The sequence below is a fragment of the Sphingomonas sp. URHD0057 genome, assembly GCF_000620665.1.
Classification (GTDB): Bacteria; Pseudomonadota; Alphaproteobacteria; order Sphingomonadales; family Sphingomonadaceae; genus Sphingomicrobium.
In genome coordinates this window covers 20,055-43,015 of the sequence record NZ_JIAU01000013.1, presented here as the reverse complement: position 1 = coordinate 43,015, position 22,961 = coordinate 20,055, and the positions used below count along the sequence as shown (strand labels likewise).

Genomic DNA, 22,961 nt, shown 5'->3' with positions numbered 1-22,961 from the left:
CCCGAGAAGCCGTAGCCCGGGAGCGATGGGATCACGATATCGAAGGCGTCGGCGGCGGTGCCACCGTAAGCCGTGGGATCGGTCAGCGGGCCGATTATCTTCAGTTGCTCGATGATCGAGCCCGGCCAACCATGGGTGATGATCACCGGGAGCGCGTTCGCATGCTTCGACTTTACGTGGATGAAGTGGACGTCGAGCCCGTCGATGTTGGTGATAAAGTTGGGATAGGAAAAGAGCTGCGCCTCTGCGCGACTCCAGTCGTGGTGCTTAGCCCAATAGTCCGCGAGCTTCTGCATCGTTGCGAGCCGGACACCCTGCGTGGTGTCGTTGACCGTCTCCCGCTCGGGCCAGCGCGTCGCCGCGACACGGCGCTTGAGGTCCGCGAGTTCATTGTCGCTCGCGCGATAATGGAACGGCCGGATGGAGCCGTCGCCACTTGCTTGTGCGGTCGCGGCGGTAGCGGCCAGCAACGCGCCGGGAAGCCCTGCTGCCGAAGTACTCGTGGTCGGCGTGGGCGAGATAGTTTGAGCATCCGGCAGTGGCGCACTCTCCGCATGGGCGACGGAGGGAATAATCAGCCCGCCAGCGCCAACCAAAGCCGACGTGATGAGGAAATGGCGGCGGGCCATTAGCGACTGCCGTGCGGACATGCTCAATCTCCCGATGAAGGCGTTTGGAGTTTCGAGACGCGTCACAGGGCCGTGGGTAAGCAAAGAGGAGCTGAGACCAACCGGTCGCTAGTCGCCGTGCACCTCATGGGCGAGTTGGGTCAATTGAATTAAACTATGTTAGCATAAATATGGCGATCGCAGCATCGGGGTCGAAGGTCGTCCCCAGCGCGCTAGCGGCAGGAATGGGTCGAAAGCAGACATTAGAAGCTAGCTATTTGTCGGCCCGTAACAGCGCGATGGCTTCGACCTCCACCGGAATACGTCCCGGCAATGACTGGATGACGATTGCAGCGCGAGCGGCTTTCCCGCCCTCGCCGAAGGCCGTGGTCATGACGTTAGAAAAGCCGTCGATGACCTTAGGGCTTTGTGCAAAGTCCTCCGTGGCGTTGACCATACCGAAAATCCGAACGAACCGCTCAATCCGCGAGAGCTCGCCGATCTGCTCCTTCGCCGTTGCCAGCATACAAAGCGCGGTCAACTCCGCAGAGTGCCGCCCCTCCTCGATTGTCAGATCCGCACCGACCTTCCCGAGCTTTTCAGTGCGGCCGCACTCGCCATGACCGGCAAAGAATAGAAGATTGCCCGCTCGGACCGCGCTCACATAATTGCCCTCGGGCACATCGGGATTGGGCAACTTGTATCCAGCCGCGGCCAGCTTTTGCTCTGGCGTGTTCATCTCCGCGGAAAGCGCTGGGCTAGCCAACGAGCAAAGAAACAAGGCGGCAATAATGCGAAAATGACCGAATGGCATGGCTGGCCTCCCGTCGTGCGCGGTCCAGACTCTGACGCACGCGCCCAATGTCCGCAATGGGTCGAAAGCAGACATTGGTTCAGGACCCCTCACCCGGTCGCTGCGCGGCCACCTTCTCCCGTCGAGAGGGTTAGGCAGGCTGGGTCACGCGAGTGAATCGCGTGACCGCGTCGGACCGGTTCGGCTCGCTTTAGGCTCGCCGCCCCGCCGGCCGGGCTTGTGACGGCTCTACGACAGAAGTCGAAAATCGCTGCGCAATTTCCGCCTTCTGCTCGGCGTCCCTACGCCGGCGTCACATCCCCCGCCCCCGTCCCGCCGTCTTCGCCGGCGTCGGGGCGCTTGTCGAACACTTCGTCGATGATGCCGAAGGCCTTGGCCTCGTCGGCCTCGAGGAAGGTGTCGCGGTCCATCGCCGTCTCGATCTGCTCGATCGTCTTGCCGGTATATTGCGCGTAGAGCGCGTTGAGGCGCGAGCGCATGCGGAGGATCTCGCGCGCCTGGATCTCGATGTCCGCGGCCATGCCTTGGGCGCCGCCCGAGGGCTGGTGGACCATGATCCGGCTGTTGGTCAGCGCGACCCGCATCCCGGGCTCGCCCGCCGCCAGCAGGAAGCTGCCCATCGATGCCGCCTGGCCGATGCACACCGTGCTGATCTTGGGCCGGATGTATTGCATGGTGTCGTGGATCGCGAGGCCGGCCGTCACCACGCCGCCCGGCGAGTTGATGTACATGAAGACGTCCTTCTTCGGGTTCTCGGACTCGAGGAAGAGCAGCTGGGCCGTGACGAGGCTCGCCATATGGTCCTCGATCGCACCGGTGATGAACACGATCCGCTCGCGCAGCAGCCGCGAATAAATGTCGAAGCTGCGCTCGCCCCGGTTGGACTGCTCGATGACGATGGGGACGAGTTGCGAAACGATATCCTGATGGTCAATCACGTGAGTGCGATCCTCTAATTTGTGTCGCGCCTACATCGGGCGGATCGGCCCAAGGTTCAAGCCAGCCCTAAAGCGAAGGGCGGCCCATCGCTGGACCGCCCCCCGTCTTCAGAACTTGCTCGGACGATCAGTATTTCACGCCGATGCGCGCGTAATAGAAGCGGCCCGGCGTGTTGTAGAGTGTCTGGTCGATGTTGTTGATGTCGCAGCTGGCGCAGCCCGGGGTGTGGGCGTTGAACAGATTGTTCACGCCGACGGCCAGACCGAGGTTCTTCAGCGACCAGAAACTCGGGTTCCAGCGCAGCTGAGCGTCGGTGTAGAAGATCGACTTCATCTTGTTGTCGCCGCCGTTGATCTCCGTCAATCCGGACATGTAGCGGCCGGTCAGGGTTGCGCCGAACGAGCCGTTGTCCCAGTCGACCATCCCGAGCGAGCGCCATTTGGGATATCCCTGCGCCGGGCTGCCGATTTCCGTCCCGCGACGATGCTTGATCTCGGTCCCGGTGGAGGTCGGGGTGATCACGTCGAATTTGCGCAGCAAGGTGTTGTTCCACGTCAGACCCAGCCGTCCCCAGCTCGCCTGCCGAGTGCGATAGGCAAAGTTGAAGTCCCAACCCTGGGTCTTGATTCCAGCGATATTCTGCAGGGTTCCTTCGATCTGCGTGATGTTCCCGCTGCCGGAGCGATGGACGTTGCCGCACGCCAGCGGGTCGTTCTCGTAGACGCAGGTCAACAGCGTCGACTGGACGTCCGCCGATTGAATCGCGCCGCTGACGCGGATGTCGTACCAATTGGCCTCAAACGAGAAGCCTGGCAGGAAGTCGGGGCTAAGCACGCCGCCGATCACCCAGCTCTTCGACGTCTCCGGCTTCAGGTTCTCGTTGCCGCCGGTGACGACCGAAAGCTGATCCTTCGGCCGCGTGTCGGAGCCATTGGGTGCTCCTTGTGCTACGCAGTTGGCGTGCACCGTCGTATCGTTGAGGAAGTTGCGGTCGCGCTCGCTGAGCACCGAGCAAGGATCGTCGACCGAGGCGTCGAAGCGCGACTTCGAACCGAACAATTCGCCGATCGACGGCGCCCGGAAGCCCTGGGCCCAATTGGCGCGGAGCCTCAGGCCGCGAACCGGCATCCAGTTGGCGCCGGCCTTGAACGTGGTGTGCGATCCGGAGGTCGAATAATCGGAGAAGCGAACTGCGCCGGTAAGCTCGACCAGCTCGGCCATCGGCAGCCCTTTCAGCAAAGGCGCGTCGAGCTCCGCATAGGCTTCCTTGACGTGGTACCCGCCCTTGGTCGGCAGTGACGGGATGTCGGCGCCAAGCCCGGCGGCGATCACCGGATCGGGGTCGTAGCGGCCCTTGAGGTCGCGATATTCGACGCCGGCGGCGAGGCCGAGGTCGCCGCCCGGCAGGCGAAACAGCTTGCCCGAGATGTTGCCGCTGAAATCCCAGGTCTTCTGCTCGCTGGAGTCATGCTCGTCGAAGCCGATCCAGTCGAGCATGGCCGGGGTCACCGCTCCCACCGTGCCGAAGAAGTTAAACGGCACGCACGGCGCGGTGCACTGGGCCACGGGGCCGAGTGCCTGCTGGAGGTGAGCGGCGTTGATGTTGCCGAGGAAGGTCTGCTTGGCCTTGTTGCTGCCGTAGATGCCGTTGACGTCCCAGAACCAGTCGCCGGCGAGGGCCGAGAATTTCCCGTCGAGCGTCGCCACGCCGTAGATCGTGTTCACCGTCTGGAAGTAACGCCGGAGGCCGATCTCCGTCAGGCGACGCCGGATCTGGCGATAATTCTCGCCTGGGACCAGGTCGACCCCGAACGGATTGAACGGGTTGGTCGCGGAAACCGTGATCGTGTCGAGAATGTTGCCCTGGCCGAGATCCGGTCCGATGCCGAGCGGCAGCGGCCCTCCCTGGTTGGCCGACGTCCGGTGGTTGTAAATCCCCTTGGCGGAGAAATTGATGTCGTCCGCGAGCTCGTACTTGAGGTTCGCGAAGCCGCCGATGCGCTTGTTAGGCGTCTCGATATAGTTGAAAGGCGCGAAGTTGTACGTGTCGGCAGCACCGAACTTCTTGAAGTCCGTCGGGTAATTCGGCGGCAGGCCGTTGGTCACCGGCTTGTTCAGCGTGAGGCCTAGAAACGGGTTGGTTACGGCATCGAACGGCTTGGTCGGATCCGTGAGCACATCGAAGCGGCCGGTCTCCATGAAGGTGGAACAGCCACCGCCAAGGCAATCGGTGGCGTAAGGGTCGGCGAACGCCGAGATGGCGCGGTCGCCGGCCAGCACGCCATTGGACTTCACGAAATTGCCGCCGATGACGACCTGGAGCGGCCCGCTGTCGCCATTGCCCCAGCTCAGTTGGTAATTCTGGGAAAAGCCATCGCCCTCGTCGAGATATTTGCCGAGCTGGACCGAGGCATCGAAGCCCGTCTGCCGGCGCTTGGTGATGATGTTGACCACCCCCGCGATCGCGTCGGAGCCGTAGATCGCCGAGGCGCCGTCCTGCAGCACTTCGACGCGCTCGATCGCGCTCGCCGGAATCGAGTTGAGGTCGGTCGCGCCCGGAACGCCGGAGGCCGAGGCGCCGTTGACGTAGCGCAGGCCATCGACGAGCACGAGCACGCGGCGCGAGCTGAGGTAGCGCAGGTCGATTTCGGCGGCGCCGGCGCCAACGCCGCTGCCGTCCGGCGGGCTGCCGATGTTGCCCGACGTGTTGTTGCCCGAATTGATCCCGCCGCCCGAGCTCGGCAGCCGCTGCAACACGTCGTTGATCGAGTTGAGGCCGGTCTTCTGGATGTCCGATTGATCGATGAAGACGATCGGCGATTCCTGGTCGAGCGGATTGCGGCGGATACGCGAACCGGTGATCACGATCTCGCCCAGCCGGTCAGGCTGGTTGGATGGTCCCGCCTGCGCATTCTGCACATCGGGCGGCGGCAGCGTGCTCTGCGCCTCGGCGGCCGAAGCTACGGTGATTGCCAGAGTCGCGACGCTTGCGCGCAGCACGATGTCGATCCGCTTCATATGATTCCCCCTGTTGGCCGCGAGTACGGCGGTCCCAACAACAGTATCCTAGCCGCAGGGTAGGAAAAACCCGGAACCGTCACGCATCCGACATAATTGTCGCAGGGTGATGCAATTCGTCTACACTTCGCCCGGCGCTGCGAGGGACAAATAAGCCAGCCGCCGAACCTCGCGGCGGCCGCGCGTGACGGTATCGAGGATCAGCCCGGCAAAGACGCACAGCACGGCGACGATGGTCATCCCGGTGACCAGGATCGCGGTCGGCACGCGCGGCACGAGGCCGGTGTGGAGGTAGGTCACGATCAACGGGATCGAAAGGACGATGGCAAGCGCGAGCAGCAACGCGCCGATGCCGCCGTAGAACAGAACCGGCCGCTCGACCCGATAGAGCGTGACGATGGTCTTCAGGATGCGCCAGCCGTCGGACCAGGTCGAGAGCTTGGAGTGCGATCCTTCAAGGCGCGCCGCATAGGCGGTCTCGACCTCGCCGACCGGCATTCGAAGCTCGAGCGCGTGCACGCTCATCTCGGTCTCGATTTCGAAGCCCGCCGAGAGCACCGGGAAGCTCTTCACGAAGCGGCGCGAAAACACGCGATAGCCCGAGAAGATGTCGCTGAAGCTGCGCCCGAACAGGCCCGACAGCAGCCCGGTGAACAGCCGGTTCCCGAGCACGTGCCCGCCCCGATAGGCGCCCTTTTCCTCATGGCGACGGGTGCCGACGACCATGTCGAGCTGCTCGCCGACCAGCTGGTCGACCATCGCCGGCGCGGCCTTCGGGTCGTAGGTCAGATCGCCGTCGGCCATCACATAGACGTCGGCGTCGATGTCGGCGAACATCCGCCGGACGACGTTGCCTTTGCCCTGCTGGCGTTCGGTGCGGACGATCGCTCCGGCTTTCACTGCGGCAGCCCGCGTGCCGTCGCCGCTGTTATTGTCATAGACGTAGACCACCGCCCCGGGGAGCGCCGCGCGGAATCCGGCAACCGTGGCCGCGATCGCCGCTTCCTCATTGTAGCAGGGAAGGAGCACGGCGATGCGTGGCCGCTGAACTTCAGGCACAAAATCCCCCGTTCGGGCTGAGCTTGTCGAAGCCCTGCCCTTCGCCGCCATGGTAGATACAAAGGCAGTCCCTCGACAAGCTCGGGACGAATGGGCTTATTTGCCCTCCTTCGCCGGAGTCTTCTTCGCCGGAGTCTTCTTCGCAGGAGCCTTCTTCGGCGCCGGCTTGGGATCCGCCGTCTTCGAGGTAGGCTTGGCTTTGGCCTTCGCCTCGGGAGCCTTCGCCGGCGCCGCGTCCTTCAACGGCTTTGCGGCCTTCGGCTTGGCCGGCGCCTTTTCGACCGGGCCCTTGGCCGGCGCTTCCGGCTCCGGCTTGGCGGCGGCCTTGGCTTTCGCAGCCTTCTTCGCCTTCGCGGGCTTGGCCGGAGCGAGATGGTCGTGCCCGCAGCCGGGGCCGTGGACGTGGCCTTCTTCGCTTTCGAGATCGGCCTCGAGCTGGGCGCGATTCGCGGTGTGCTCGGCGATCTCGGCCTTCGAGAACAGGAAGTCGACGACCTTGTCCTCATAAAGCGGCGCCCGCAGCTGCGCGGCAACCATCGGCTCCTGCTGGATATAGCGGAGGAAGGTGTCGCGGTCCTTGCCCTGGTATTGGGCGGCGGCGTTGGCGATCAGCCGGTTCATCTCCTGGTCGCTGACCTCGACGCCGTTGGCGGCCCCAATCTCGGACAGCAGCAGGCCGAGGCGAACGCGGCGCTCGGCGATCTTGCGATACTCGTCGGCATCCTTCTCGATCTCCGCTAGCGCGGCGTTCGGGTCCGCCTCGTGGCTGGCTTCGTGGCGAAGCTGGCCGAGGATGTTCTGATGCTCCGCCTCGACCATCGATTCCGGCACGATGAAGTCATGCCGGGCGGCGAGCTGATCGAGCAGCTGGCGCTTCATGTGGGTGCGCGTCAGGCCGTTGAGCTCCTGGCGCTGCTGGTCGCGGATCACGTCGCGCAGCTGGTCGAGGCTCTGCAGGCCGAGCGACTTGGCGAACTCCTCGTCGACCTTGGTCTCGCCCGCCGTTTTCACGCCCTTCACGGTGACCGCGAAAGTCGCCGGCTTACCCGCCAAATCGGCGACGTTGTAGTCCGCCGGGAAGGTCACTTCGAGGTCGCGCTTGTCGCCGGCCTTGGCGCCGACGAGCTGATCCTCGAACCCGGGGATCAACTGGCCCGAGCCGATCTCGACCGACATGTCGGTCCCGGCACCGCCGGTGAATGCCTCGCCGTCCACCTTGCCCTCGAAATCGATCACGAGGAGGTCGCCGCTGGCCGCGGCGTGCTTCTTGGGGGCGTCGGTCCAGCGCTTGTTGGCGCTAGCGATCTGTTGGAGCTGCTCGTCGACCGCGCCCTCATCCGCCGCGACCGTCATCCGGGTCAGCGCCAGACCGTCGATCTGCGGCGCCGGAACGTCGGGGAGCGCCTCGAGCCGCACGTGGACTTCGGCGTCCTTGCCCGGCTCATATTCGTCCTTGAGCTCGACCTGCGGCTGGAGCGCCGGGCGCACGTTCTGCTCCTCGAGTAGCTGCTGGACGCCGGCCTGCACCGCGCCGTTGAGGGCGTCGCGCTGGAGCGCGTCGCCATGCATCTTCTTGATCAGGTTCGGCGGCACCTTGCCGGGGCGAAAGCCGGGCATGCGCACCTGCGGCGCGATCCGCTTCACTTCCTGGTCGACCCGCGCCTGAATATCCTCGGCGGGAATGGTCAGCATGAAGGCGCGCTTCAGGCCTTCGGTCTCAGTCTCGACGCTCTTGATCACGGTCTGCGGTTCCCAAATAATCCTGGCTGAGGCGATTTTCCGTGCCGTGGCAGCGGGAAATGGTGCGCGCGGAGGGAGTCGAACCCCCACATCTTGCGATACTGGAACCTAAATCCAGCGCGTCTACCAGTTCCGCCACGCGCGCGGCCCTCGAAGGTCGAGCGCCTATAACAGGGATGGCCGGTTGGGCAACCCGCGCGAGCGGGCAACCGTTCGCCAAGGGAGCGCGTTCCGCTGCCGAGGAGATCCCATGCAGCAGCTTCCCCCAATCCCGGAAAATCCCGGCCAGCCGCCGGAAACCCCGGAACCATCGCAACCGGGCCAGCCGACCGAACCGCCGCCCGAAACCCCGCCGCAGGGCCCGGATATCGACGTGCCGGCCCCCTCGACGCCAGGGACGACGCCTTCGCCCGGGCCGATTTCGCCGGTAGGCTAGCGCCGCAGTTGCGCGGAGGCGACGATCGCTTCGAAATCGGGCAACGTCGCGTTGTAATAATGCGACCGCGCGGCATCGAGCAGGATAAGGTACAGGCGGCCGTCGATCACGACGCCGACCGCGCGCCCCTTGCGCCACAGTTCGTCACTGTCGAGATGCTCGTAGTCGAGCTGGAACCCGTTCGCGCCAAGGAACGCTCGCGGCTGCAGCGACAGCGTCCTGAAATCGACCGCGCCGCCGCGCACCCGATAGAGGCTCTCGAGCATTGCCGCGATCTCGGGCGGGGTCATGTCGCCCCGGAATTTCGGGACCTGCTGGTCGGCCGTTCTGCGCTGGCGGATCAGATAGCGCCCGCTCTTCATCCCGGAAACGAAGCTGATCCCGTCGAGGATCGGCCCGTTGAGGGTCCAGTCCTCGACTTCGCGGACGTCGTCGAACAGGATCGAGCGGCGGCGCTCGTTCCACGGCCGCGGCGCGACGACCGACATCCCGCCGTCGCCGACATTGACGCGGTGCACGCGAATGAGGGTGTAGTCGCCGATGCCATACTCGCCGCCGCCAAGCGACGAACAGGCCGCGAGCGGCAGCGCGGCTGCGAGAAGCGCAATTCGGGTCAATCGGTTCACTGCCTTCGCCTCTCTCAACCCATCGTCTGCCGCACCCAGGCGGCATCCGGCGCGTCGGGCTTCATAGTCAGATAGCGGGCGAACGCCGCCTTCGCTTCGCCGGACCGGCCCGCCTTCATCAAAGAGATGCCATGCCAGCGGAAAGCATCCGCCGGAGCATCGGGATAGACCACCGCCGCCGCATAGCTTTGCGCGGCGCGCACGTCGTCGCCGTGGCGGTTGCGCAGCCGCCAGACCTCGCCCTCGTGGAAACGGAGCAGACCGTTCCAACCGTCCCTGGCCAGGGTTTCGATCAGATACTGGCTCGCACCGGGGTCATTGAGCTTGACCTGGTCGTCGAGCAGCGTCGGACGGATCGTTGCGATCGTCGCTAAATAGCGCTCGCGATAGGTCCGATAGTCGCGGCCCGGGACCGTCACTTCGGCGGCGCTGGCACGAAGGTCGGCCATCCGGGCATCGGACGACGGGTGGGTGTCGAACAATGTGCCCTTGTGGCGACGCTTGCGGCGGTAGCGCGCGCTCGCCTCCTCCTCGCCGATCAGCTGCTGCCAGATATTGGCCATCTCGACCGGCGCGTAGCCGGCGTCGGCGATCAGGCGCGCGCCGATGGCGTCCGCCTCGGCCTCCATCTCGCGGCTGTACTTGAACAGCGACAGCAAGGTGCCGAGCTGAGCGAGCTGCACATAATCGCCGAGATAGGCGCCGGCGGCGGCGCCCCCGACTCCGGCCATCATCGCGCCGATCGCGAAAATGTCGGTCTTGCGCCGCATGTCGCGCCACGAGCGGATTTGATGGCGGCGCAGGAAGTGCCCGGATTCGTGCGCGATCACGCCGGCCAGCTGCGCTTCATTGCGCATTCGCAAGAGCAGGCCGGAGAACACCACCGCGAATCCGGTCGGGAACATCATCGCGTTGAAGTCCGGGATCCGCGCGAGATAGATGCGGAAGTCTTTCGCCGCCGGCCCGCCCACCGTGCCGATGATCGTCTTGAGATAGCCCGTGAGCTGCGGGTCCTGGATCAGCAGGTTCGAGCCCGCGATTTCCTCCTCTGCCCGCTCCATCTCCTTCCACAGGCCCTGCTCGTCCTTATCGGTGGGTCGGTATCGGGGCCCGATCAGGGGGGTCATATCGGCGGGGCGGATCCGCGCCTGAGCGACGCCGGTGGTCAGCGACGCGGCCGCGACGCCGCCGCCGATCAGCAGCGAACGCCGGCTGAGCTCGAGGCGGCGCCTGCACATCAGCGAACCGCCTGCGCGCGGCGGATGGCGAGGCCGGGCTTCATCCGGCCCAGCAGGCGCTCGACCATCTGCTCGGCGCCTTGCGGCGTGCGGAGGTCGCCAAACTTGATGCCGGGAACCTGGCTCCCGGCGCGAACCACGTTGAACCACACGACTTCGCCGGTTTTGAGGTCGACGAGCGAGGCATAATCGAGCTGGGCCGCGCCACCGATGTTCGGAGCGCAGAAGCCGACGACGCAGCCTGCCGCGCCGAGCACGCCGAGCACGATCCGCCCGGTCGAGGCGACCTCGTCCTCGGCATGGAGGAACAGCGCGTAGTCGTAGCCGGTCTTGCGGCCGAGGTTCACGGCGTCGTCGCCCACCGTCCAGTCGAGCCCGCGACCGCGCTTGGTCGGCAGATAGTCGCCGAGATATTTGTGGACGACAATCGATTCATCGACCGCGGCATTGAGCCGCTCCATGTCGGCCAGCTCTTGTTCGGAAACACCGGGCAGCTCGTTGCGGTGCTGGACGATGAGCATGTGCGCGCCGCGCGCCGACTGCTGCGCCTGGAGCGCGGTAGTGATGCTGGCGCGCGCCTGGTCGGTCCAGTCCGCCCGCGGCTCGACCATTCCGCCAGTGGTCAGCGATCCGACGGTGACGTCGGGGCGAAGGACGAGCAGCTTATAGTCGCCCTGCGGCGGCTCGAACTGCGCATCGGCAAATTGCCGCGTCTCGACGCAACCGCCGAGGCCGAGCGTCAGCGCGAGCGCCAGTCCCACTTTCCGCATCACGGAACCCTCCAACCGGCGCTCACGCCGCGCCCTTCCCCAGCCTTTCAGTGCCGCTCGGAGACTGAATGGTTCATGAAAGAAAGACAAGGTTATTAAATGGTTAGCGCTTGCCTCGTTCGGTGCCGGCGACGCCCGCAGGACAAGCGACACCGGGAACCGGTAGGCACCGGCCGTCGACGGATTGCTGAGCGAGCGGCAGCCCGATCATCGCCGCCAGGGTCGGCATGATGTCGACCGTTTCGATCGGCTCGTCGCGGGGCGGTCCCGCCATGTTGGGCCGCCAGAACAGGATCGGGACGCGCCGGTCGTAGTCCCACGGCGTGCCGTGCGTCGAGGCGAGCGCTGGGGTCGACGGGTACGGCGCGACGTCTTTCTTGAGCACCACCCATAGGTCGCCGGAACGCTGCGGGTCGTAGGATGCGCGCACCCGTTCGATCAGGCTCCATTTGTCCGGGCTGGTGGTCGGCAGCGGGGTTCGCGCGATTTCGTCCTTGGTGAAGACGGCTTCGACCTGCGGATGCGCGCGATAGCGCCTCAGCGCCTCGTCGATCACGCGCTTGCGGTCGGCGGGAGCAAGCGAGCCGTCGACCCAGATGTCGCCCGCCCATTCGCCCCGGAGGACTGGCCCGCTGAGCCCCAGCGCCTGCCCGATGGCCTTACCGAGCTTCGACGAATCGAGTGCCACGTCGACATTCGCCGCGTCGGGCAGCTTCGTCTTCGCGCGCTCGGGAATGTCGAAGCCGCCATGGTCCGCGGTCAGCGAGACTGCATAGTCGATCCCGCTGCGATCGAGGACGTTGAAAAAGTCGCCGAGGTCACGGTCGAGCGACAGGAGCTGGAGACACATCTCCTGCCCTTGGGTGCCATAGCGGTGGCCGACATAGTCGGTCGCCGACAAGCCGATCGACAGCAGGTCGGGCGCTGGGCCGCGGCCCAGCTTCATCTCGCCGGTCAGCGACGCCGCGATGGCCAGTACGGCGGCGTCATATTCGGGCGAATTGGTGAAGGCAGTCGCGTCGCCCGCAGCGCGCTCGAAGCGCCCGGCGCCGACCGTCCGCGGCGGGCCGGGGAGCGAATCGGGCGTGCCGCCGAGGACGTAGGTCTTCGATTTCGCCGCGCAGAATGGCGGGGGATCGAGTCCTGGCTGGGCCTGCGCAATCTCCGCCGCCACCGCCGTATTGGTGCGCGCAAGGCTCGCGGGTGCGGCCACGCCCTGAAGATCGGTGACGAAGCCCTGGCTTCCTCTGAAATACCAGCGCTGGTCAGGATTGTGGCCACCCATCATCACCGCGGCGCGGTCCTTACCGGCGACGGCGACGTTGCGGCTGGCGGGCCAGCGCGCCTTCATCAGCTCGCCGAGCGTCGGCACCTTCAAATGCTTCGCGGAGACGGTGTAGCCGCTCGAAGACGAGCCCGGCACGCTCTCATCCTCGGCGCAATAGACCGCCTTGTCGGCGCGCGGGATGGAGAAATCGTACCAGGTGTTGATCGCAATTCCGGTCAGCGTCGGACGATCGCCGGTCGTGATCGTCGAGTGACCGGGGCAGGTCTCGGTTCCGGCGTGGCTCTGGTAGCCGTTGCGGAACACCGTGCCGGCCGCAAGACGCGCGAAGCCGCCGGTGAACTGCGGCCGGTACTCGTCCCACAGCTCCGCCGAGAACTGGTCGACCGAGATGACGATCAAAAGCTTCGGCGCACCAGGCGCGACGGGAGGTTGAGGCTGGGCATCCGACCGGCAGGCACAGAGGAGCGCAGCTGCGGCGACGATGAATTTACGCAAAAGGACACTCCCCGTCATTGCGAGCGCAGCGAAGCAATCCAGCTTCCCCGCCCTCATGGATTGCTTCGTCGCTGCGCTCCTCGCAATGACGAATTAGTCGAGCTTCGCGCGCAGACGCTCGTTGACCAGCTGCGGGTTGGCCTTGCCCTGCATCGCCTTCATCACCTGGCCGACGAAGAAGCCGAACAGCGCCTGCTTGCCGGCCTGATATTCCGCCACCTTGTCGGCGTTGCCGGCAAGAATCTTGTCGATCTCGGCATCGATCGCGCCGGTGTCGCTGGTCTGCTTGAGCCCGCGCTCCTCGACGATCTTCGAGGGCGCCTCGCCGGTTTCGAGCATGATCTCGAACACCTGCTTGGCGATTGTGCCGCTGATCGTACCGTCCGCGACCAGCTTCAGCAGCTCGGCCGCTTCCTCGGGCGAGACCGGGGTGTCGGCGACGCTTTCGCCGCGGCGGTTGAGCGCCCCGAACAGCTCGGCGACGACCCAATTGGCGCCTTGCTTTGGCTCGGCGCCGGCATCCAGCAGCACGTCGAACCAGCGCGCGGTCTCGACCTCGGCGGTCAGCACGCTCGCATTGTAGGGCGTGATGCCCAGCCCCTCGAAGCGTTTGCGCTTGGCATCCGGCAGCTCGGGCAGGCTGGCGCGGCATTCGTCGAGGAACGCCTCGTCGAGCTCGAGTGGCAGCAGGTCCGGATCGGGGAAGTAGCGGTAGTCGTGCGCATCGGACTTCGAACGGAGTGCGCGCGTCACGCCCTTGTCGGGATCGAACAGCCGCGTTTCCTGGGCCACCTCATCGCCCTCTTCGATCACTTCGACCTGACGCCGCGCTTCGTGTTCGATCGTGGCCATGACGAAGCGTACGCTATTGACGTTCTTGGTCTCCGTCCGCGTGCCGAGCGGTTCGCCAGGCCGGCGCACCGAGACATTGACGTCGGCGCGCATCGACCCTTCTTCCATATTGCCATCGCACGAGCCCACGTAGCGCAGGATCGCGCGGAGCTTCCTCAAATAGGCGCCTGCCTCCGCCGGGGAACCGATGTCCGGCCGCGACACGATCTCCATCAAGGCGACCCCCGCGCGGTTCAAATCGACGTAGCTCATCGTCGGGTGCTGGTCGTGCATCAGCTTGCCCGCGTCCTGCTCGACGTGCAGCCGCTCGATGCCGATCTGCTTGCCCGAATTCTCGTCCTTCTCGTCGAGGAGAATCTCAACCTCGCCCGGACCGACGATCGGGTGGTAGAGCTGGCTGATCTGATAGCCGGGCGGCAGATCGGCGTAGAAATAATTCTTGCGGTCGAAGCGGCTGGTGCGGTTGATCACCGCGTCCAATGCCATGCCGGTGCGCACCGCCTGGCGGATGCACTCCTTGTTCGGCACCGGCAGCATCCCCGGCATCGCCGCGTCGATCAGGCTGACCTGCGTGTTCGGCTCCGCCCCGAACGCGGTGGCCGCGCCGCTGAAGAGCTTCGACGCGGTGGCGGTGATCTGCGCGTGGACTTCGAGGCCGACGACGACCTCCCACTCGCCGGTTTCGCCCTTGATGCGGTAGTCAGTCATGCCGCGTGACTCTTATCGCGACAATTCCAATCCAGGTTCAACCGCACGAACTGAGGGTTCCTTCTATTGCCATAGAGGATTGGCTCGGCGTGATCGATCCAACCCTTACACATCTGAATAACGAACTTCCCGTCGCGTTCGCCGGCGTGGAACTCACTAAAGTTTGCACCTCGGAAGAAGGTCTCGGTGTGGTCGCCATTTCGATATTTTAGCTCGTATTTTTCTTCCCCAAGAGCGCCGCCAACTGACGTAATCACGAGTTCCGCCGTCCCCTGCGAAAATGGAATGCTTTCCCGGTGCATGACTGTACCTTGGCAACCAGAAAGCGCGAGCAGGCCAAGTGCGGCGATGATTCTCACCACCATTTCTCCGGCCTGGCGGTGAAGCCGGCGCGCTCCTCGATTGCGAGGCCGGCGTTGAGGACGATCTGCTCGTCGAGCTCGTTGCCGATCAGGTGCAGCCCAAGCGGAAGGCCCTGCCCGTCCAAGCCGCCGGGAACCGACATCGCGGGCAGCCCGGCAAGGCTCGCCGGGACCGCGAATACGTCGTTGAGATACATTGCCAGCGGGTCGGTGGTCTCGCCGATCCCGAACGCGGCCGACGGCGCGGTCGGGGTCAGGATCACGTCGCACTGCTCGAACGCCTTGGCGAAATCCTGCTTGGTCAGCGCCCGCACCCGCAGCGCCTTGGTGAAGTACGCATCGTAGAAGCCGGCCGACAGCACGTAGGTGCCGATCATCACCCGGCGCTTTACTTCCTCGCCGAAGCCCGCTGCGCGGGTCGCCGCATACATGTCGTCGAGCGTCTTCACCCCTTCCTCGCGCAAGCCGTAGCGCACGCCGTCATAGCGGGCGAGGTTGGACGACGCCTCCGCCGGCGCGATGATGTAATAGGTCGGCAGCGCATATTTGGTGTGCGGCAGGCTGATCTCGACCGGGGTCGCGCCGGCATCCCTGAGCCACTCGATGCCCTGGTCCCACAAAGCGTTGATCTCGGCGGGGACGCTGTCGATCCGATACTCCTTCGGAATGCCGACGCGCTTGCCCCTAAGGTCGCTCGACAGGTTCGCTTCCCACTTGGGCACCGGCAGGTCGAGCGAGGTCGAATCCCTGGGGTCGAACCCGGCCATCGCCTCGAGCAGGATGGCGCAGTCGCGGACGCTCTTCGCCATCGACCCCGCCTGGTCGAGCGAGCTGGCGAACGCGACGATGCCCCAGCGCGAACAGCGGCCGTAGGTCGGCTTGATCCCGCAAATGCCGGCGAACGCGGCAGGCTGGCGGATCGAGCCACCGGTGTCGGTCCCGGTGACGCCCGGCGCGATCCTGGCAGCGATCGCCGCCGCCGAGCCGCCCGAAGAGCCGCCCGGAGTCAGCCCGACATTGCTGCCCTTGCGCCGCCACGGGCTGATCACCGGCCCGTAGGCGCTGGTCTCGTTCGACGAGCCCATCGCGAACTCGTCCATGTTGAGCTTGCCCAGCATCCCCGCGCCCGCTTTGCGCAGGTTCGCGGTGACCGTGCTTTCGTAGGTCGGCTTGAAGCCCTTGAGGATGTTGCTGCCGGCGGTCGTGTCGACGCCTTTGGTCGCGAACAGGTCCTTGATGCCGAGCGGGATGCCGGCGAGCGACGACAGGTCGCCCTGCCCGCGCGCCTTGTCCGCGGCCGCGGCCGCGGCCAGCGCATCCTCGGGCGTCTCGACCGTATAAGCGTTGAGCAGCTTCGCGCCCGCGACTGCGGCATTGTACGCCTCGGCAACCTCGCGCGCAGTGAACTCGCCGCCACGCAAGCCGTCGCGCAGCTCGGCGATGGTCTTGGACGTGAGTTCGCTCACTCGATCACCTTGGGCACGGCGAAGAACCCATGCTGTGCGTTCGGTGCGTTGGCGAGGACCGCGTCGCGGCAGTCGCCGTCAGTGACCGCGTCCTCGCGCAGCCGCAATTTCTGGTCGATTACCGCGGTCAGCGGCTCGACGCCGTCGGTATTCACTTCGCCGAGCTGCTCGACCCAGCCAATGATCGCGTTGAGCTCGGGGACGAGGCGCTCGATCTCCTCATCGCTCATCGCAATCCGGGCGAGCCGCGCGATATGGCGGACCTGTTCGGAAGATACGGACATGGACGCGCCGGATAGCGGCGGCCCGGGCCGCTGGCTAGCATGGGCTTGGGTAACGCGCCGTTAGCCGTTTCGGTTTGGGCTCCGCCTTCGCCGGCATTCCCGGCAAACAGACTTAGCCATTTGCTTACCAAGACCCGCTCCACCGACTGCGCTCGGCGGCGTAAGTTCGCGTCCGAGGATGCTTTTGCTCGCCGGAAAAAGTTAATTTGCGGGCAACCACATGTTTTCAACGGGTCTTGATACCCTTGGTGCATTTAGGCCCCCTCGTTTCCAAAAAGTGGGGAATACAATGCGCTATTATGTCTCTCTCGCGGCTCTCGCCGCTACTTTGGTTGCAGCGACGCCCGCGATGGCGGCATCTACCGCGACGGCCACGGCCAACGCGAGGGGCATCGTCCTCAAGTCGCTGAGCCTGACCTCGTCGAGCGACCTCGACTTCGGCACGGTTGCCGCCGATGCGACTCTTCCGGGCACCGTTAGCGTCAATTCCGATACCGGCGCTCGTACGACGACCGGCGCAGTGGTTGCTCTTCCGGGTTCGTTCGGCCGTGCACAGTTCGACGGCCTGGGCGATCCCAACGCCAGCGTCCAGCTGACGCTCACCCAGCCGGCCGGCGGCGTGATCTGCACCGGCGGCGCGGCCTGCCCGGCCAGCATTCCGGCTGTGCTGAGCCTCGATACCGGTGGTCTCACCACGCGCACGACGGACGGTCTCGGCCGTTTCACCGTGTTCGTCGGCGGCGCGTTCAGCATCGCCGCGAACCAGCAGAACGGCACCTACAGCTCGCAGTTCGACCTGACCGCGGTCTATCCGTAAGCCAGGCTTCGAATTTACGAAGCAGTGGCGGCTGCGGGGCTTGGCGCTCCGCAGCCGCTTTCTTTTTGGGCATCGGCTTGCCCGCTGCCCATCCGCCCCATAGGGCGCCGGCCAATGTGCGCGCGTCGCTTCCTCGGGTTCGTGTTCGTCCTCACCCTGCTGGTCGTCGCGGGGGCGTTCGCGGTCTACCAGTGGGGCGGCAATGTCCTCCTCAGGAGCGCGACGCCGCGGGGGCATTTCGAAGCGGCAGCGGCGGGGGGCGGGCCGGACTATGCGAATCCCTCGAACTGGATCGCCCGGCCGGGCCTGGCCAACGACCCTTCCCGCTGGTCGCCGACCAATGAAGTGCGCGTCGACCCGATCGCCATCGACACCCGTGTCTTTTACATCCACCCGACGACGTACCTCGAGCGCGACCGCTGGAATGCGCCGCTCCTCCCAGGTGGACAAACCGAGTTTCGCACGCGCTTGTTCGTGCAGAGCCAGGCGAGCGCCTTCGCTCAAGACGCTGAGGTGTGGGCACCGCGCTATCGCCAGGCGGCCTATGGTGCGTTCCTGCTCAATAGCGCCGATGCCCGCGCCGCGCTTGATCTCGCCTACTCGGACGTCGCCGCCGCCTTCGACCAATTCGTCAAGCAAAACCACGACGGCCCGATCATCCTCGCCGGCCACAGCCAGGGCGCGCTGCATCTCGAGCGGCTGTTGCGCGAGAAGGTCGCCGGCAAGGCGATCGCGAAGCGGATCGTCGTGGCTTACGTCGTCGGCTGGCCGGTCAGCACGACCGCCGACCTCCCCGCGCTCGGGCTCCCGGCATGTACGGCGCCGGATCAGGCGGGCTGCATCCTGTCGTGGATGAGCTTCGCCGAGCCCGCCAACCCCGATCTCGTGCTGCACTCCTACGAGCATTCCGCCGGCTTCCTGGGCAAGGACCGCAAGCAGGCGGACATGCTGTGCGTGAACCCGCTGACCGGCACGAAGGATGGCGCTGCAACGCCGCAGCAAAATCCCGGCACCCTGGTGCCGAACGCCGACCTCACCACGGCCTCATTGGTCAAGGGTCAGGTCGGTGCCGCCTGCCGCAATGGCCTGTTGGTGTTGAGCGGCGCAATTCCAGCACTCGGTCCGTTCGTGCTGCCGGGCAACAATTATCACGTCTATGATTATGCGCTGTTCTGGCAGGCGATCCGCAACGACGCCGAGCGGAGGGCGCGCGCATGGCATCGCTGATCGCATCGACGACCGACGAATTTGCGAGCGCGGTCCCGCACGGCAAGCTCGCGGGCCTCGACGTCGGCACCCGGACCATCGGCCTGGCCATCTGCGATGCCGGCTGGCACTTCGCCGGGCCGTCGGAGACCATCCGCCGCGCCAAGTTCACCAAGGACCTCGAGCTGCTGCGCGATTTCATCGCCCGCGAGCATGTCGTGGGCCTCGTCGTCGGCCTGCCGCTCAGCATGGACGGCAGCGACAGCCCACGCACCCAGTCGGTCCGCGCCTTTGCCCGCAACCTCGCCCCGCTGAGCCTGCCGATCCTGCTGTGGGACGAGCGCTGGTCGACGCAGGCGGTCGAGCGGGCCATGATCGCGGCCGACGTCAGCCGTGCCAGGCGCGCCGAGAAAGTCGACGCGCTCGCCGCCGCGCACATCCTGCAGGGCGCGATCGACGCGCTGGCCAATCTTTCGAACGGCAGTTAGGCGAAGCGCTCGTGGACCTTCTTTCGATCGATTCGCTGAACGACGGCCAGATCGCGACCATGCTCGACCGCGCCGATCATTGGTTCGCCGAGAACCGCGCCGGCAAGGTGAGCGAGCTGCTCCACGGCAAGACGCTGTTCAACCTGTTCTATGAGAATTCGACGCGGACCTTGATGTCCTTCGCAACCGCCGGACACCGCCTCGGCGCTTCGGTCGTCACGTTGCCGGTTGAGCAGTCATCAGTGAAGAAGGGCGAGACGCTCGAGGATACCGCGCGCACGTTGAACGCGATGCGGCCCGATGCCCTGGTCATCCGTCATCAGGAAAATGGAGCGCCCGCCGCCATCGCATTCCTCATGGACTGCCCGGTGATCAATGCCGGCGACGGAACCAACGAGCATCCGACCCAGGCGCTGCTCGACGCGGCGACGATCCGCCATCGGCTCGGCCGCATCGCGGGCCTCAAGATCGCGATTTGCGGAGACATCGAGCACAGCCGCGTCGCCCGCTCCAACGCCAAGCTGCTGCCGCGTCTCGGCGCTGAGGTGCGGCTCGCAGGGCCGCCCGAGCTGATGCCGGGCGGCATTCCGGCGCTGACGGTCGACGACGCCATCGCGGGCGCGGACGTGGTGATGATGCTGCGCGTTCAGCGCGAGCGGCTGGCCGAGGATCTCGGTGATGCGCCCGGGGAATATCTCAAGCGCTACGGCCTGACTTCGGAGCGTCTCGCCAAGGCGGCGCCCAATGCGCTCGTGATGCACCCGGGCCCGATGAACCGGGGCGTCGAGATCGAGAGCGCGATCGCCGACGATCCCGACCGGTCGCTGATCACGCTGCAAGTCGAAATGGGCGTCGCCGCCCGCATGGCCTGCCTGGAATTGCTGCTCGCTTAGCGGCTCGCGATCTGCACCGGCGCGTCGCCGGCGAAGCCGCGGACGAAGCAGGTGCCGCCACGGCTCTTGAGCAGCTGGCAGCGAGCGAGCGCCTCACGCTGGTTCGCGAAGCCTTGGACCGACAGGCGGTAAAAGGTGCCCTTGGGCGAATCGAACCGGGCGCGGAGCGGCAGATAGGCATGCAGCGCCGGATATTTCTTCGTCAGCTGGCTCCATGCAGCGTTGACATATTGCGGCGACTTGTAGGCGCCGAGCTGCATGACCGGGCCTTTGCCGACCGGCATCGCTGCCGGGCGGACCTTGACCGGGGCGCGGCGCGCCTTGGCCGGCTTCGGTGCCGGAGCGAACCTGGCGGCCATCGCCACGAATGCGGCCGGGGCCTCGGGCGCGATGGCTGCAAGCGCAACCGGAGCCGGAGCTTGCTCGACCGTGGCGGCGACGCGGACCGGATCTGCCGGTGGCGGGGCCGGAGCGAATGTTTGGGGCTGCGGGACTGGCGCGGCCTCCGCGACCTGCTGGACCGGCGCCGGTTCGACGACCGCCGGAGCGGGCGTTGGATCAACGTTCGCTTGAGCAAGCGGGGTATCGCTTTGGCGTAGCGCGAGCCGAACCGGCTGGCCCGGGTCGATCGCCGGCTTGACGCCGGTCAAGGCCGCGACCTGGTCGGCGGGATGGGATGGACGCACCAACTCCATCCACTGCTGGATGCGGGCATCGAGCTGATTGGCCGCGACGTCCTGCGCCGCAATGGTCTTCGCGTTCGCCCAATCCCCGGACAAAGCGTAGGCGAGCGCCAAATTCTGGCGCACTCGCGAGTCCGCGTTCTTGTCGCGCGCGGCGGTTTGCAGCGTCGCGATGGCGTCGGCAGGGCGCCCCGCAAGCGCGATCGCAAGCCCGTAATCGGCCGCGTCCAGCATGCTGCGGCCGCTCTCGAGCAGATTGGCGGCTTCGCTAGTTTTCCCCTGCGCGATCTCGACCAGCGCGAGCTTCAGCACCATTTGCGGCTGATTCTCGTAGATGCTCAGCGCATCCTTGTACGCTGATTCCGCCGAAGCGAAGCGGCCGGCGGCGAAATAGGCATTGCCGAGCAAGCCGCGGAAGCCGGCGTCGTCCGGCGTCTTGGCGACGGCCTTTTCGGCAAGATCGATCGCCGTCGGCAGATCCTTGTCGTTGAGCGCCGCCATGGCGCGGGTGGCCAGGCCGACATCGCCGTCCGGCTTTCCGCTTTGGTAGGAAGCGGTGCGAACGCCGTCGGTGCCGCTGGCACAACCCGTGAGCAGCGTAGCGAGCGCTGCGAGCGGGACCGCGGTACCCAGTCTGGAAGGCTTAGCCATTTGAATTACCCCTTGCGTTTAGCCTTTTCGGCCATGGCGTCGAGTTCCGGCATATTAGCGAGCAGCCGGTCGAGCGCGTCAGTGACGATTTGCTGCGCCGAGCGTCCGTCGACGGCACAAGCGAGGCGCAGCTTAAGATGGCGCGGCGGGTCAAGCCGCAGAGTGAAGGCGGCCTTGCCCTTGCTTCCAGGAGCCGAGCGCGGTTGCGGCGCGCGCTTCATGGCCGGAGTCGAGATTGGCCTGACGACCGCGAGCGGCGCGGCTTCGGGCTCGCTGGCCTCGGGCTGGCTGACCTCGACCTCGTATTGCTCGGCGGTTTCGTCGACGTCTTCCTCGGCTTCGTCGGCTTCGAAGCGGTCTTCGATCTCGGCCTGCTGGTCGTGCACGGGCGAGCCAACCGGCGTCAGGCCGGTCGGATGAGCGCGCGGATGCTCGACCACGTCGTCACCAAAGGCGTCATGAGTTGCATCGCGCGATGCCTCGACCGGCTTGGGCGCTTCGAAGCCCATGTCATTCCAGCCGAGATCCTCGAGGTTGCCACCGCCCATCTGGCCGAAACCCTGGGGCTTCATCGCCGGACGCGCCGCGCCCTTGCGGGCGAGCAGTCCGGAGGAGAGGGAGGCGAAAGGCTTGGGTTCGCTGCTAGCCACCGTCGTGCCCCCTTACTGGCCGACGACTCGGCGGCCGAAACCACCGACAGGACGCGGACTGGCCGACGCGATACCGGGCGCCGCACCGGGCGCCGCGAACACAGTTCGGCGGAAATTCTTTTCGAGCCGATCGGAGATATACTCCCAAAGCTCGGTGACTTCGTGGGCGGAACGGCCCTTGGGATCGATCTCCATCACGGTCCGGCCGTCGATCATCGAGGCGGCGTAATCGGTGCGGTGGTGAAGGGTGACGGGAGCGACGGTGCCGTGCTGCGACAGCGCGACCGCGGCCTCGTAGGTGATCTTGGCCTTGGGCGTCGCGGCATTGACGACAAAGATGAGCGGCTTGCCGGCCCGGTCGCACAAATCGACCGTGGCGCCGACCGCGCGCAGATCGTGCGGGCTTGGGCGGGTCGGAATAACGATGAGCTCGGCGACCGCGATCACGCTCTGGATCGCCATAGTGATCGCCGGAGGGGTGTCGACGACGGCAAGGCGAAAACCCTGCTGGCGAAGCACCTCGAGGTCGGAAGCGAGCCGCGCGACCGTGGTCTGGGCGAACGCCGGCATGTCTGCCTCACGCTCGTTCCACCAGTCGGCAAGGCTGCCTTGGGGATCGATGTCAATCAGGCAGACGGGTCCCGCCCCTGACAGCTGCGCCTGCACCGCAAGATGGCCGGACAGGGTCGTTTTACCGGACCCGCCCTTCTGCGATGCCAAAGCCAAGACGCGCATGCTTTTCCCCTCGCGACTAACGAACGTTCGTGGAGCGGAGTGCACCCAAGCCTCTAAAATCTGGTTAACATCGGCACGACCGTGTTGCGGATCGGAACCGCTCGGCTAAGCTTCGCCCGAGGGTGGGCCGAAGCA

At 65.8% G+C, this 22,961-nt stretch carries 22 protein-coding genes and 1 tRNA gene; 5 read left to right on the top strand and 18 right to left on the bottom strand.

The window, feature by feature from the left end:
• From N539_RS0108640 to N539_RS0108610, 7 genes are all read right to left on the bottom strand, one after another.
• A partial coding sequence (locus N539_RS0108640; RefSeq protein ID WP_231462793.1) for an epoxide hydrolase N-terminal domain-containing protein occupies positions 1-650 on the bottom strand: 650 nt, incomplete at its 3' end.
• Positions 651-882: 232 nt separating this feature from the next.
• Positions 883-1,422 (bottom strand): RidA family protein, encoded by a 540-nt coding sequence (locus N539_RS0108635; RefSeq protein ID WP_037552712.1) that lies wholly within the window; start codon positions 1,420-1,422, stop codon positions 883-885.
• A 281-nt stretch (positions 1,423-1,703) separates the two neighbouring features.
• Entirely contained in the window at positions 1,704-2,360 is a 657-nt protein-coding gene (locus N539_RS16260) for an ATP-dependent Clp protease proteolytic subunit (protein ID WP_051531669.1), read from the bottom strand.
• Positions 2,361-2,487: 127 nt separating this feature from the next.
• Positions 2,488-5,379, bottom strand: a complete 2,892-nt coding sequence (locus N539_RS0108625) for a TonB-dependent receptor (protein ID WP_051531668.1) — start codon at positions 5,377-5,379, stop codon at positions 2,488-2,490.
• A gap of 120 nt (positions 5,380-5,499) precedes the next feature.
• Entirely contained in the window at positions 5,500-6,489 is a 990-nt protein-coding gene (locus N539_RS0108620; protein WP_051531667.1) for a glycosyltransferase family 2 protein, read from the bottom strand.
• 45 nt (positions 6,490-6,534) lie between these two features.
• The gene (gene tig, locus N539_RS0108615; protein ID WP_028969930.1) at positions 6,535-8,175 is read right to left on the bottom strand and encodes a trigger factor; all 1,641 of its coding nucleotides are present in this window, start codon (positions 8,173-8,175) and stop codon (positions 6,535-6,537) included.
• Between the two features lie 63 nt (positions 8,176-8,238).
• Positions 8,239-8,323: transfer RNA gene (locus N539_RS0108610), tRNA-Leu, on the bottom strand.
• Positions 8,324-8,428: 105 nt separating this feature from the next.
• Between N539_RS0108610 and N539_RS19125 the strand changes: the two genes are divergently transcribed.
• Complete coding sequence (locus tag N539_RS19125; protein WP_037552705.1) at positions 8,429-8,614, top strand: hypothetical protein; 186 nt, start codon at positions 8,429-8,431, stop codon at positions 8,612-8,614.
• Here N539_RS19125 and N539_RS0108605 read toward each other — a convergent pair.
• The 8 genes from N539_RS0108605 to gatC all read right to left on the bottom strand — a co-directional run bounded on the left by N539_RS0108605 (position 8,611) and on the right by gatC (position 16,703).
• Positions 8,611-9,240, bottom strand: a complete 630-nt coding sequence (locus N539_RS0108605; RefSeq protein WP_156029849.1) for a hypothetical protein — start codon at positions 9,238-9,240, stop codon at positions 8,611-8,613. The genes N539_RS19125 and N539_RS0108605 overlap by 4 nt on opposite strands.
• 14 nt (positions 9,241-9,254) lie before the next feature.
• Entirely contained in the window at positions 9,255-10,478 is a 1,224-nt protein-coding gene (locus tag N539_RS0108600; protein WP_051531666.1) for a M48 family metallopeptidase, read from the bottom strand.
• On the bottom strand, positions 10,478-11,248 hold the full coding sequence (locus N539_RS0108595) for a hypothetical protein (RefSeq protein ID WP_028969927.1): 771 nt from the start codon (positions 11,246-11,248) through the stop codon (positions 10,478-10,480). Before N539_RS0108595 ends, N539_RS0108600 begins: the two co-directional genes overlap by 1 nt.
• Positions 11,249-11,351: 103 nt before the next feature.
• Positions 11,352-13,049 carry an alkaline phosphatase family protein gene (locus N539_RS0108590; RefSeq protein WP_037552709.1) on the bottom strand — a complete coding sequence of 566 codons (1,698 nt, stop codon included), beginning with the start codon at positions 13,047-13,049 and terminating at the stop codon, positions 11,352-11,354.
• Between the two features lie 75 nt (positions 13,050-13,124).
• Entirely contained in the window at positions 13,125-14,591 is a 1,467-nt protein-coding gene (gene gatB / locus N539_RS0108585) for an Asp-tRNA(Asn)/Glu-tRNA(Gln) amidotransferase subunit GatB (protein ID WP_028969925.1), read from the bottom strand.
• The gene (locus tag N539_RS0108580) at positions 14,588-14,950 is read right to left on the bottom strand and encodes a hypothetical protein (protein WP_156029848.1); all 363 of its coding nucleotides are present in this window, start codon (positions 14,948-14,950) and stop codon (positions 14,588-14,590) included. The genes gatB and N539_RS0108580 overlap by 4 nt, the downstream gene beginning before the upstream one ends.
• Positions 14,947-16,419 (bottom strand): Asp-tRNA(Asn)/Glu-tRNA(Gln) amidotransferase subunit GatA, encoded by a 1,473-nt coding sequence (gene gatA, locus N539_RS0108575; RefSeq protein WP_028969923.1) that lies wholly within the window; start codon positions 16,417-16,419, stop codon positions 14,947-14,949. Before gatA ends, N539_RS0108580 begins: the two co-directional genes overlap by 4 nt.
• Entirely contained in the window at positions 16,416-16,703 is a 288-nt protein-coding gene (gatC, locus tag N539_RS0108570) for an Asp-tRNA(Asn)/Glu-tRNA(Gln) amidotransferase subunit GatC (protein ID WP_028969922.1), read from the bottom strand. The genes gatA and gatC overlap by 4 nt, the downstream gene beginning before the upstream one ends.
• A gap of 289 nt (positions 16,704-16,992) precedes the next feature.
• Between gatC and N539_RS0108565 the strand changes: the two genes are divergently transcribed.
• The 4 genes from N539_RS0108565 (at position 16,993) to N539_RS16250 (ending at position 20,107) form a co-directional block, all read left to right on the top strand.
• On the top strand, positions 16,993-17,520 hold the full coding sequence (locus N539_RS0108565) for a DUF4402 domain-containing protein (protein WP_028969921.1): 528 nt from the start codon (positions 16,993-16,995) through the stop codon (positions 17,518-17,520).
• Positions 17,521-17,634: 114 nt separating this feature from the next.
• The gene (locus tag N539_RS0108560) at positions 17,635-18,747 is read left to right on the top strand and encodes a DUF3089 domain-containing protein (RefSeq protein WP_028969920.1); all 1,113 of its coding nucleotides are present in this window, start codon (positions 17,635-17,637) and stop codon (positions 18,745-18,747) included.
• The gene (gene ruvX, locus N539_RS0108555; protein ID WP_028969919.1) at positions 18,744-19,214 is read left to right on the top strand and encodes a Holliday junction resolvase RuvX; all 471 of its coding nucleotides are present in this window, start codon (positions 18,744-18,746) and stop codon (positions 19,212-19,214) included. The genes N539_RS0108560 and ruvX overlap by 4 nt, the downstream gene beginning before the upstream one ends.
• Positions 19,215-19,225: 11 nt before the next feature.
• On the top strand, positions 19,226-20,107 hold the full coding sequence (locus N539_RS16250) for an aspartate carbamoyltransferase catalytic subunit (RefSeq protein ID WP_037552704.1): 882 nt from the start codon (positions 19,226-19,228) through the stop codon (positions 20,105-20,107).
• On the opposite strand, the gene N539_RS16245 is transcribed toward N539_RS16250, so the two are convergent.
• The 3 genes from N539_RS16245 to N539_RS0108535 are packed head-to-tail and all read right to left on the bottom strand — an operon-like array spanning position 20,104 to position 22,826.
• Positions 20,104-21,441 carry a tetratricopeptide repeat protein gene (locus N539_RS16245; protein ID WP_051531665.1) on the bottom strand — a complete coding sequence of 446 codons (1,338 nt, stop codon included), beginning with the start codon at positions 21,439-21,441 and terminating at the stop codon, positions 20,104-20,106. The genes N539_RS16250 and N539_RS16245 overlap by 4 nt on opposite strands.
• A 5-nt stretch (positions 21,442-21,446) precedes the next feature.
• Entirely contained in the window at positions 21,447-22,091 is a 645-nt protein-coding gene (locus tag N539_RS0108540) for a hypothetical protein (RefSeq protein ID WP_028969918.1), read from the bottom strand.
• A gap of 12 nt (positions 22,092-22,103) precedes the next feature.
• A complete protein-coding gene (locus N539_RS0108535) occupies positions 22,104-22,826 on the bottom strand; it encodes a ParA family protein (protein ID WP_028969917.1) in 723 nt (240 codons plus the stop codon).
• Between the last annotated feature and the right edge of the window lie 135 nt (positions 22,827-22,961).

What these genes read in the sequence shown, in the direction of transcription:
- N539_RS0108635 (WP_037552712.1), bottom strand. Translation starts at nt 1,422, where the DNA reads ATGCCATTCGGTCATTTTCGCATTATTGCCGCCTTGTTTCTTTGCTCG.
- N539_RS0108625 (WP_051531668.1), bottom strand. Translation starts at nt 5,379, where the DNA reads ATGAAGCGGATCGACATCGTGCTGCGCGCAAGCGTCGCGACTCTGGCA.
- N539_RS0108620 (WP_051531667.1), bottom strand. Translation starts at nt 6,489, where the DNA reads ATGGCGGCGAAGGGCAGGGCTTCGACAAGCTCAGCCCGAACGGGGGAT.
- N539_RS19125 (WP_037552705.1), top strand. Translation starts at nt 8,429, where the DNA reads ATGCAGCAGCTTCCCCCAATCCCGGAAAATCCCGGCCAGCCGCCGGAA.
- N539_RS0108600 (WP_051531666.1), bottom strand. Translation starts at nt 10,478, where the DNA reads ATGTGCAGGCGCCGCCTCGAGCTCAGCCGGCGTTCGCTGCTGATCGGC.
- N539_RS0108595 (WP_028969927.1), bottom strand. Translation starts at nt 11,248, where the DNA reads ATGCGGAAAGTGGGACTGGCGCTCGCGCTGACGCTCGGCCTCGGCGGT.
- N539_RS0108590 (WP_037552709.1), bottom strand. Translation starts at nt 13,049, where the DNA reads ATGACGGGGAGTGTCCTTTTGCGTAAATTCATCGTCGCCGCAGCTGCG.
- gatB (WP_028969925.1), bottom strand. Translation starts at nt 14,591, where the DNA reads ATGACTGACTACCGCATCAAGGGCGAAACCGGCGAGTGGGAGGTCGTC.
- gatC (WP_028969922.1), bottom strand. Translation starts at nt 16,703, where the DNA reads ATGTCCGTATCTTCCGAACAGGTCCGCCATATCGCGCGGCTCGCCCGG.
- N539_RS0108565 (WP_028969921.1), top strand. Translation starts at nt 16,993, where the DNA reads ATGCGCTATTATGTCTCTCTCGCGGCTCTCGCCGCTACTTTGGTTGCA.
- N539_RS0108560 (WP_028969920.1), top strand. Translation starts at nt 17,635, where the DNA reads ATGTGCGCGCGTCGCTTCCTCGGGTTCGTGTTCGTCCTCACCCTGCTG.
- N539_RS16245 (WP_051531665.1), bottom strand. Translation starts at nt 21,441, where the DNA reads ATGGCTAAGCCTTCCAGACTGGGTACCGCGGTCCCGCTCGCAGCGCTC.
- N539_RS0108535 (WP_028969917.1), bottom strand. Translation starts at nt 22,826, where the DNA reads ATGCGCGTCTTGGCTTTGGCATCGCAGAAGGGCGGGTCCGGTAAAACG.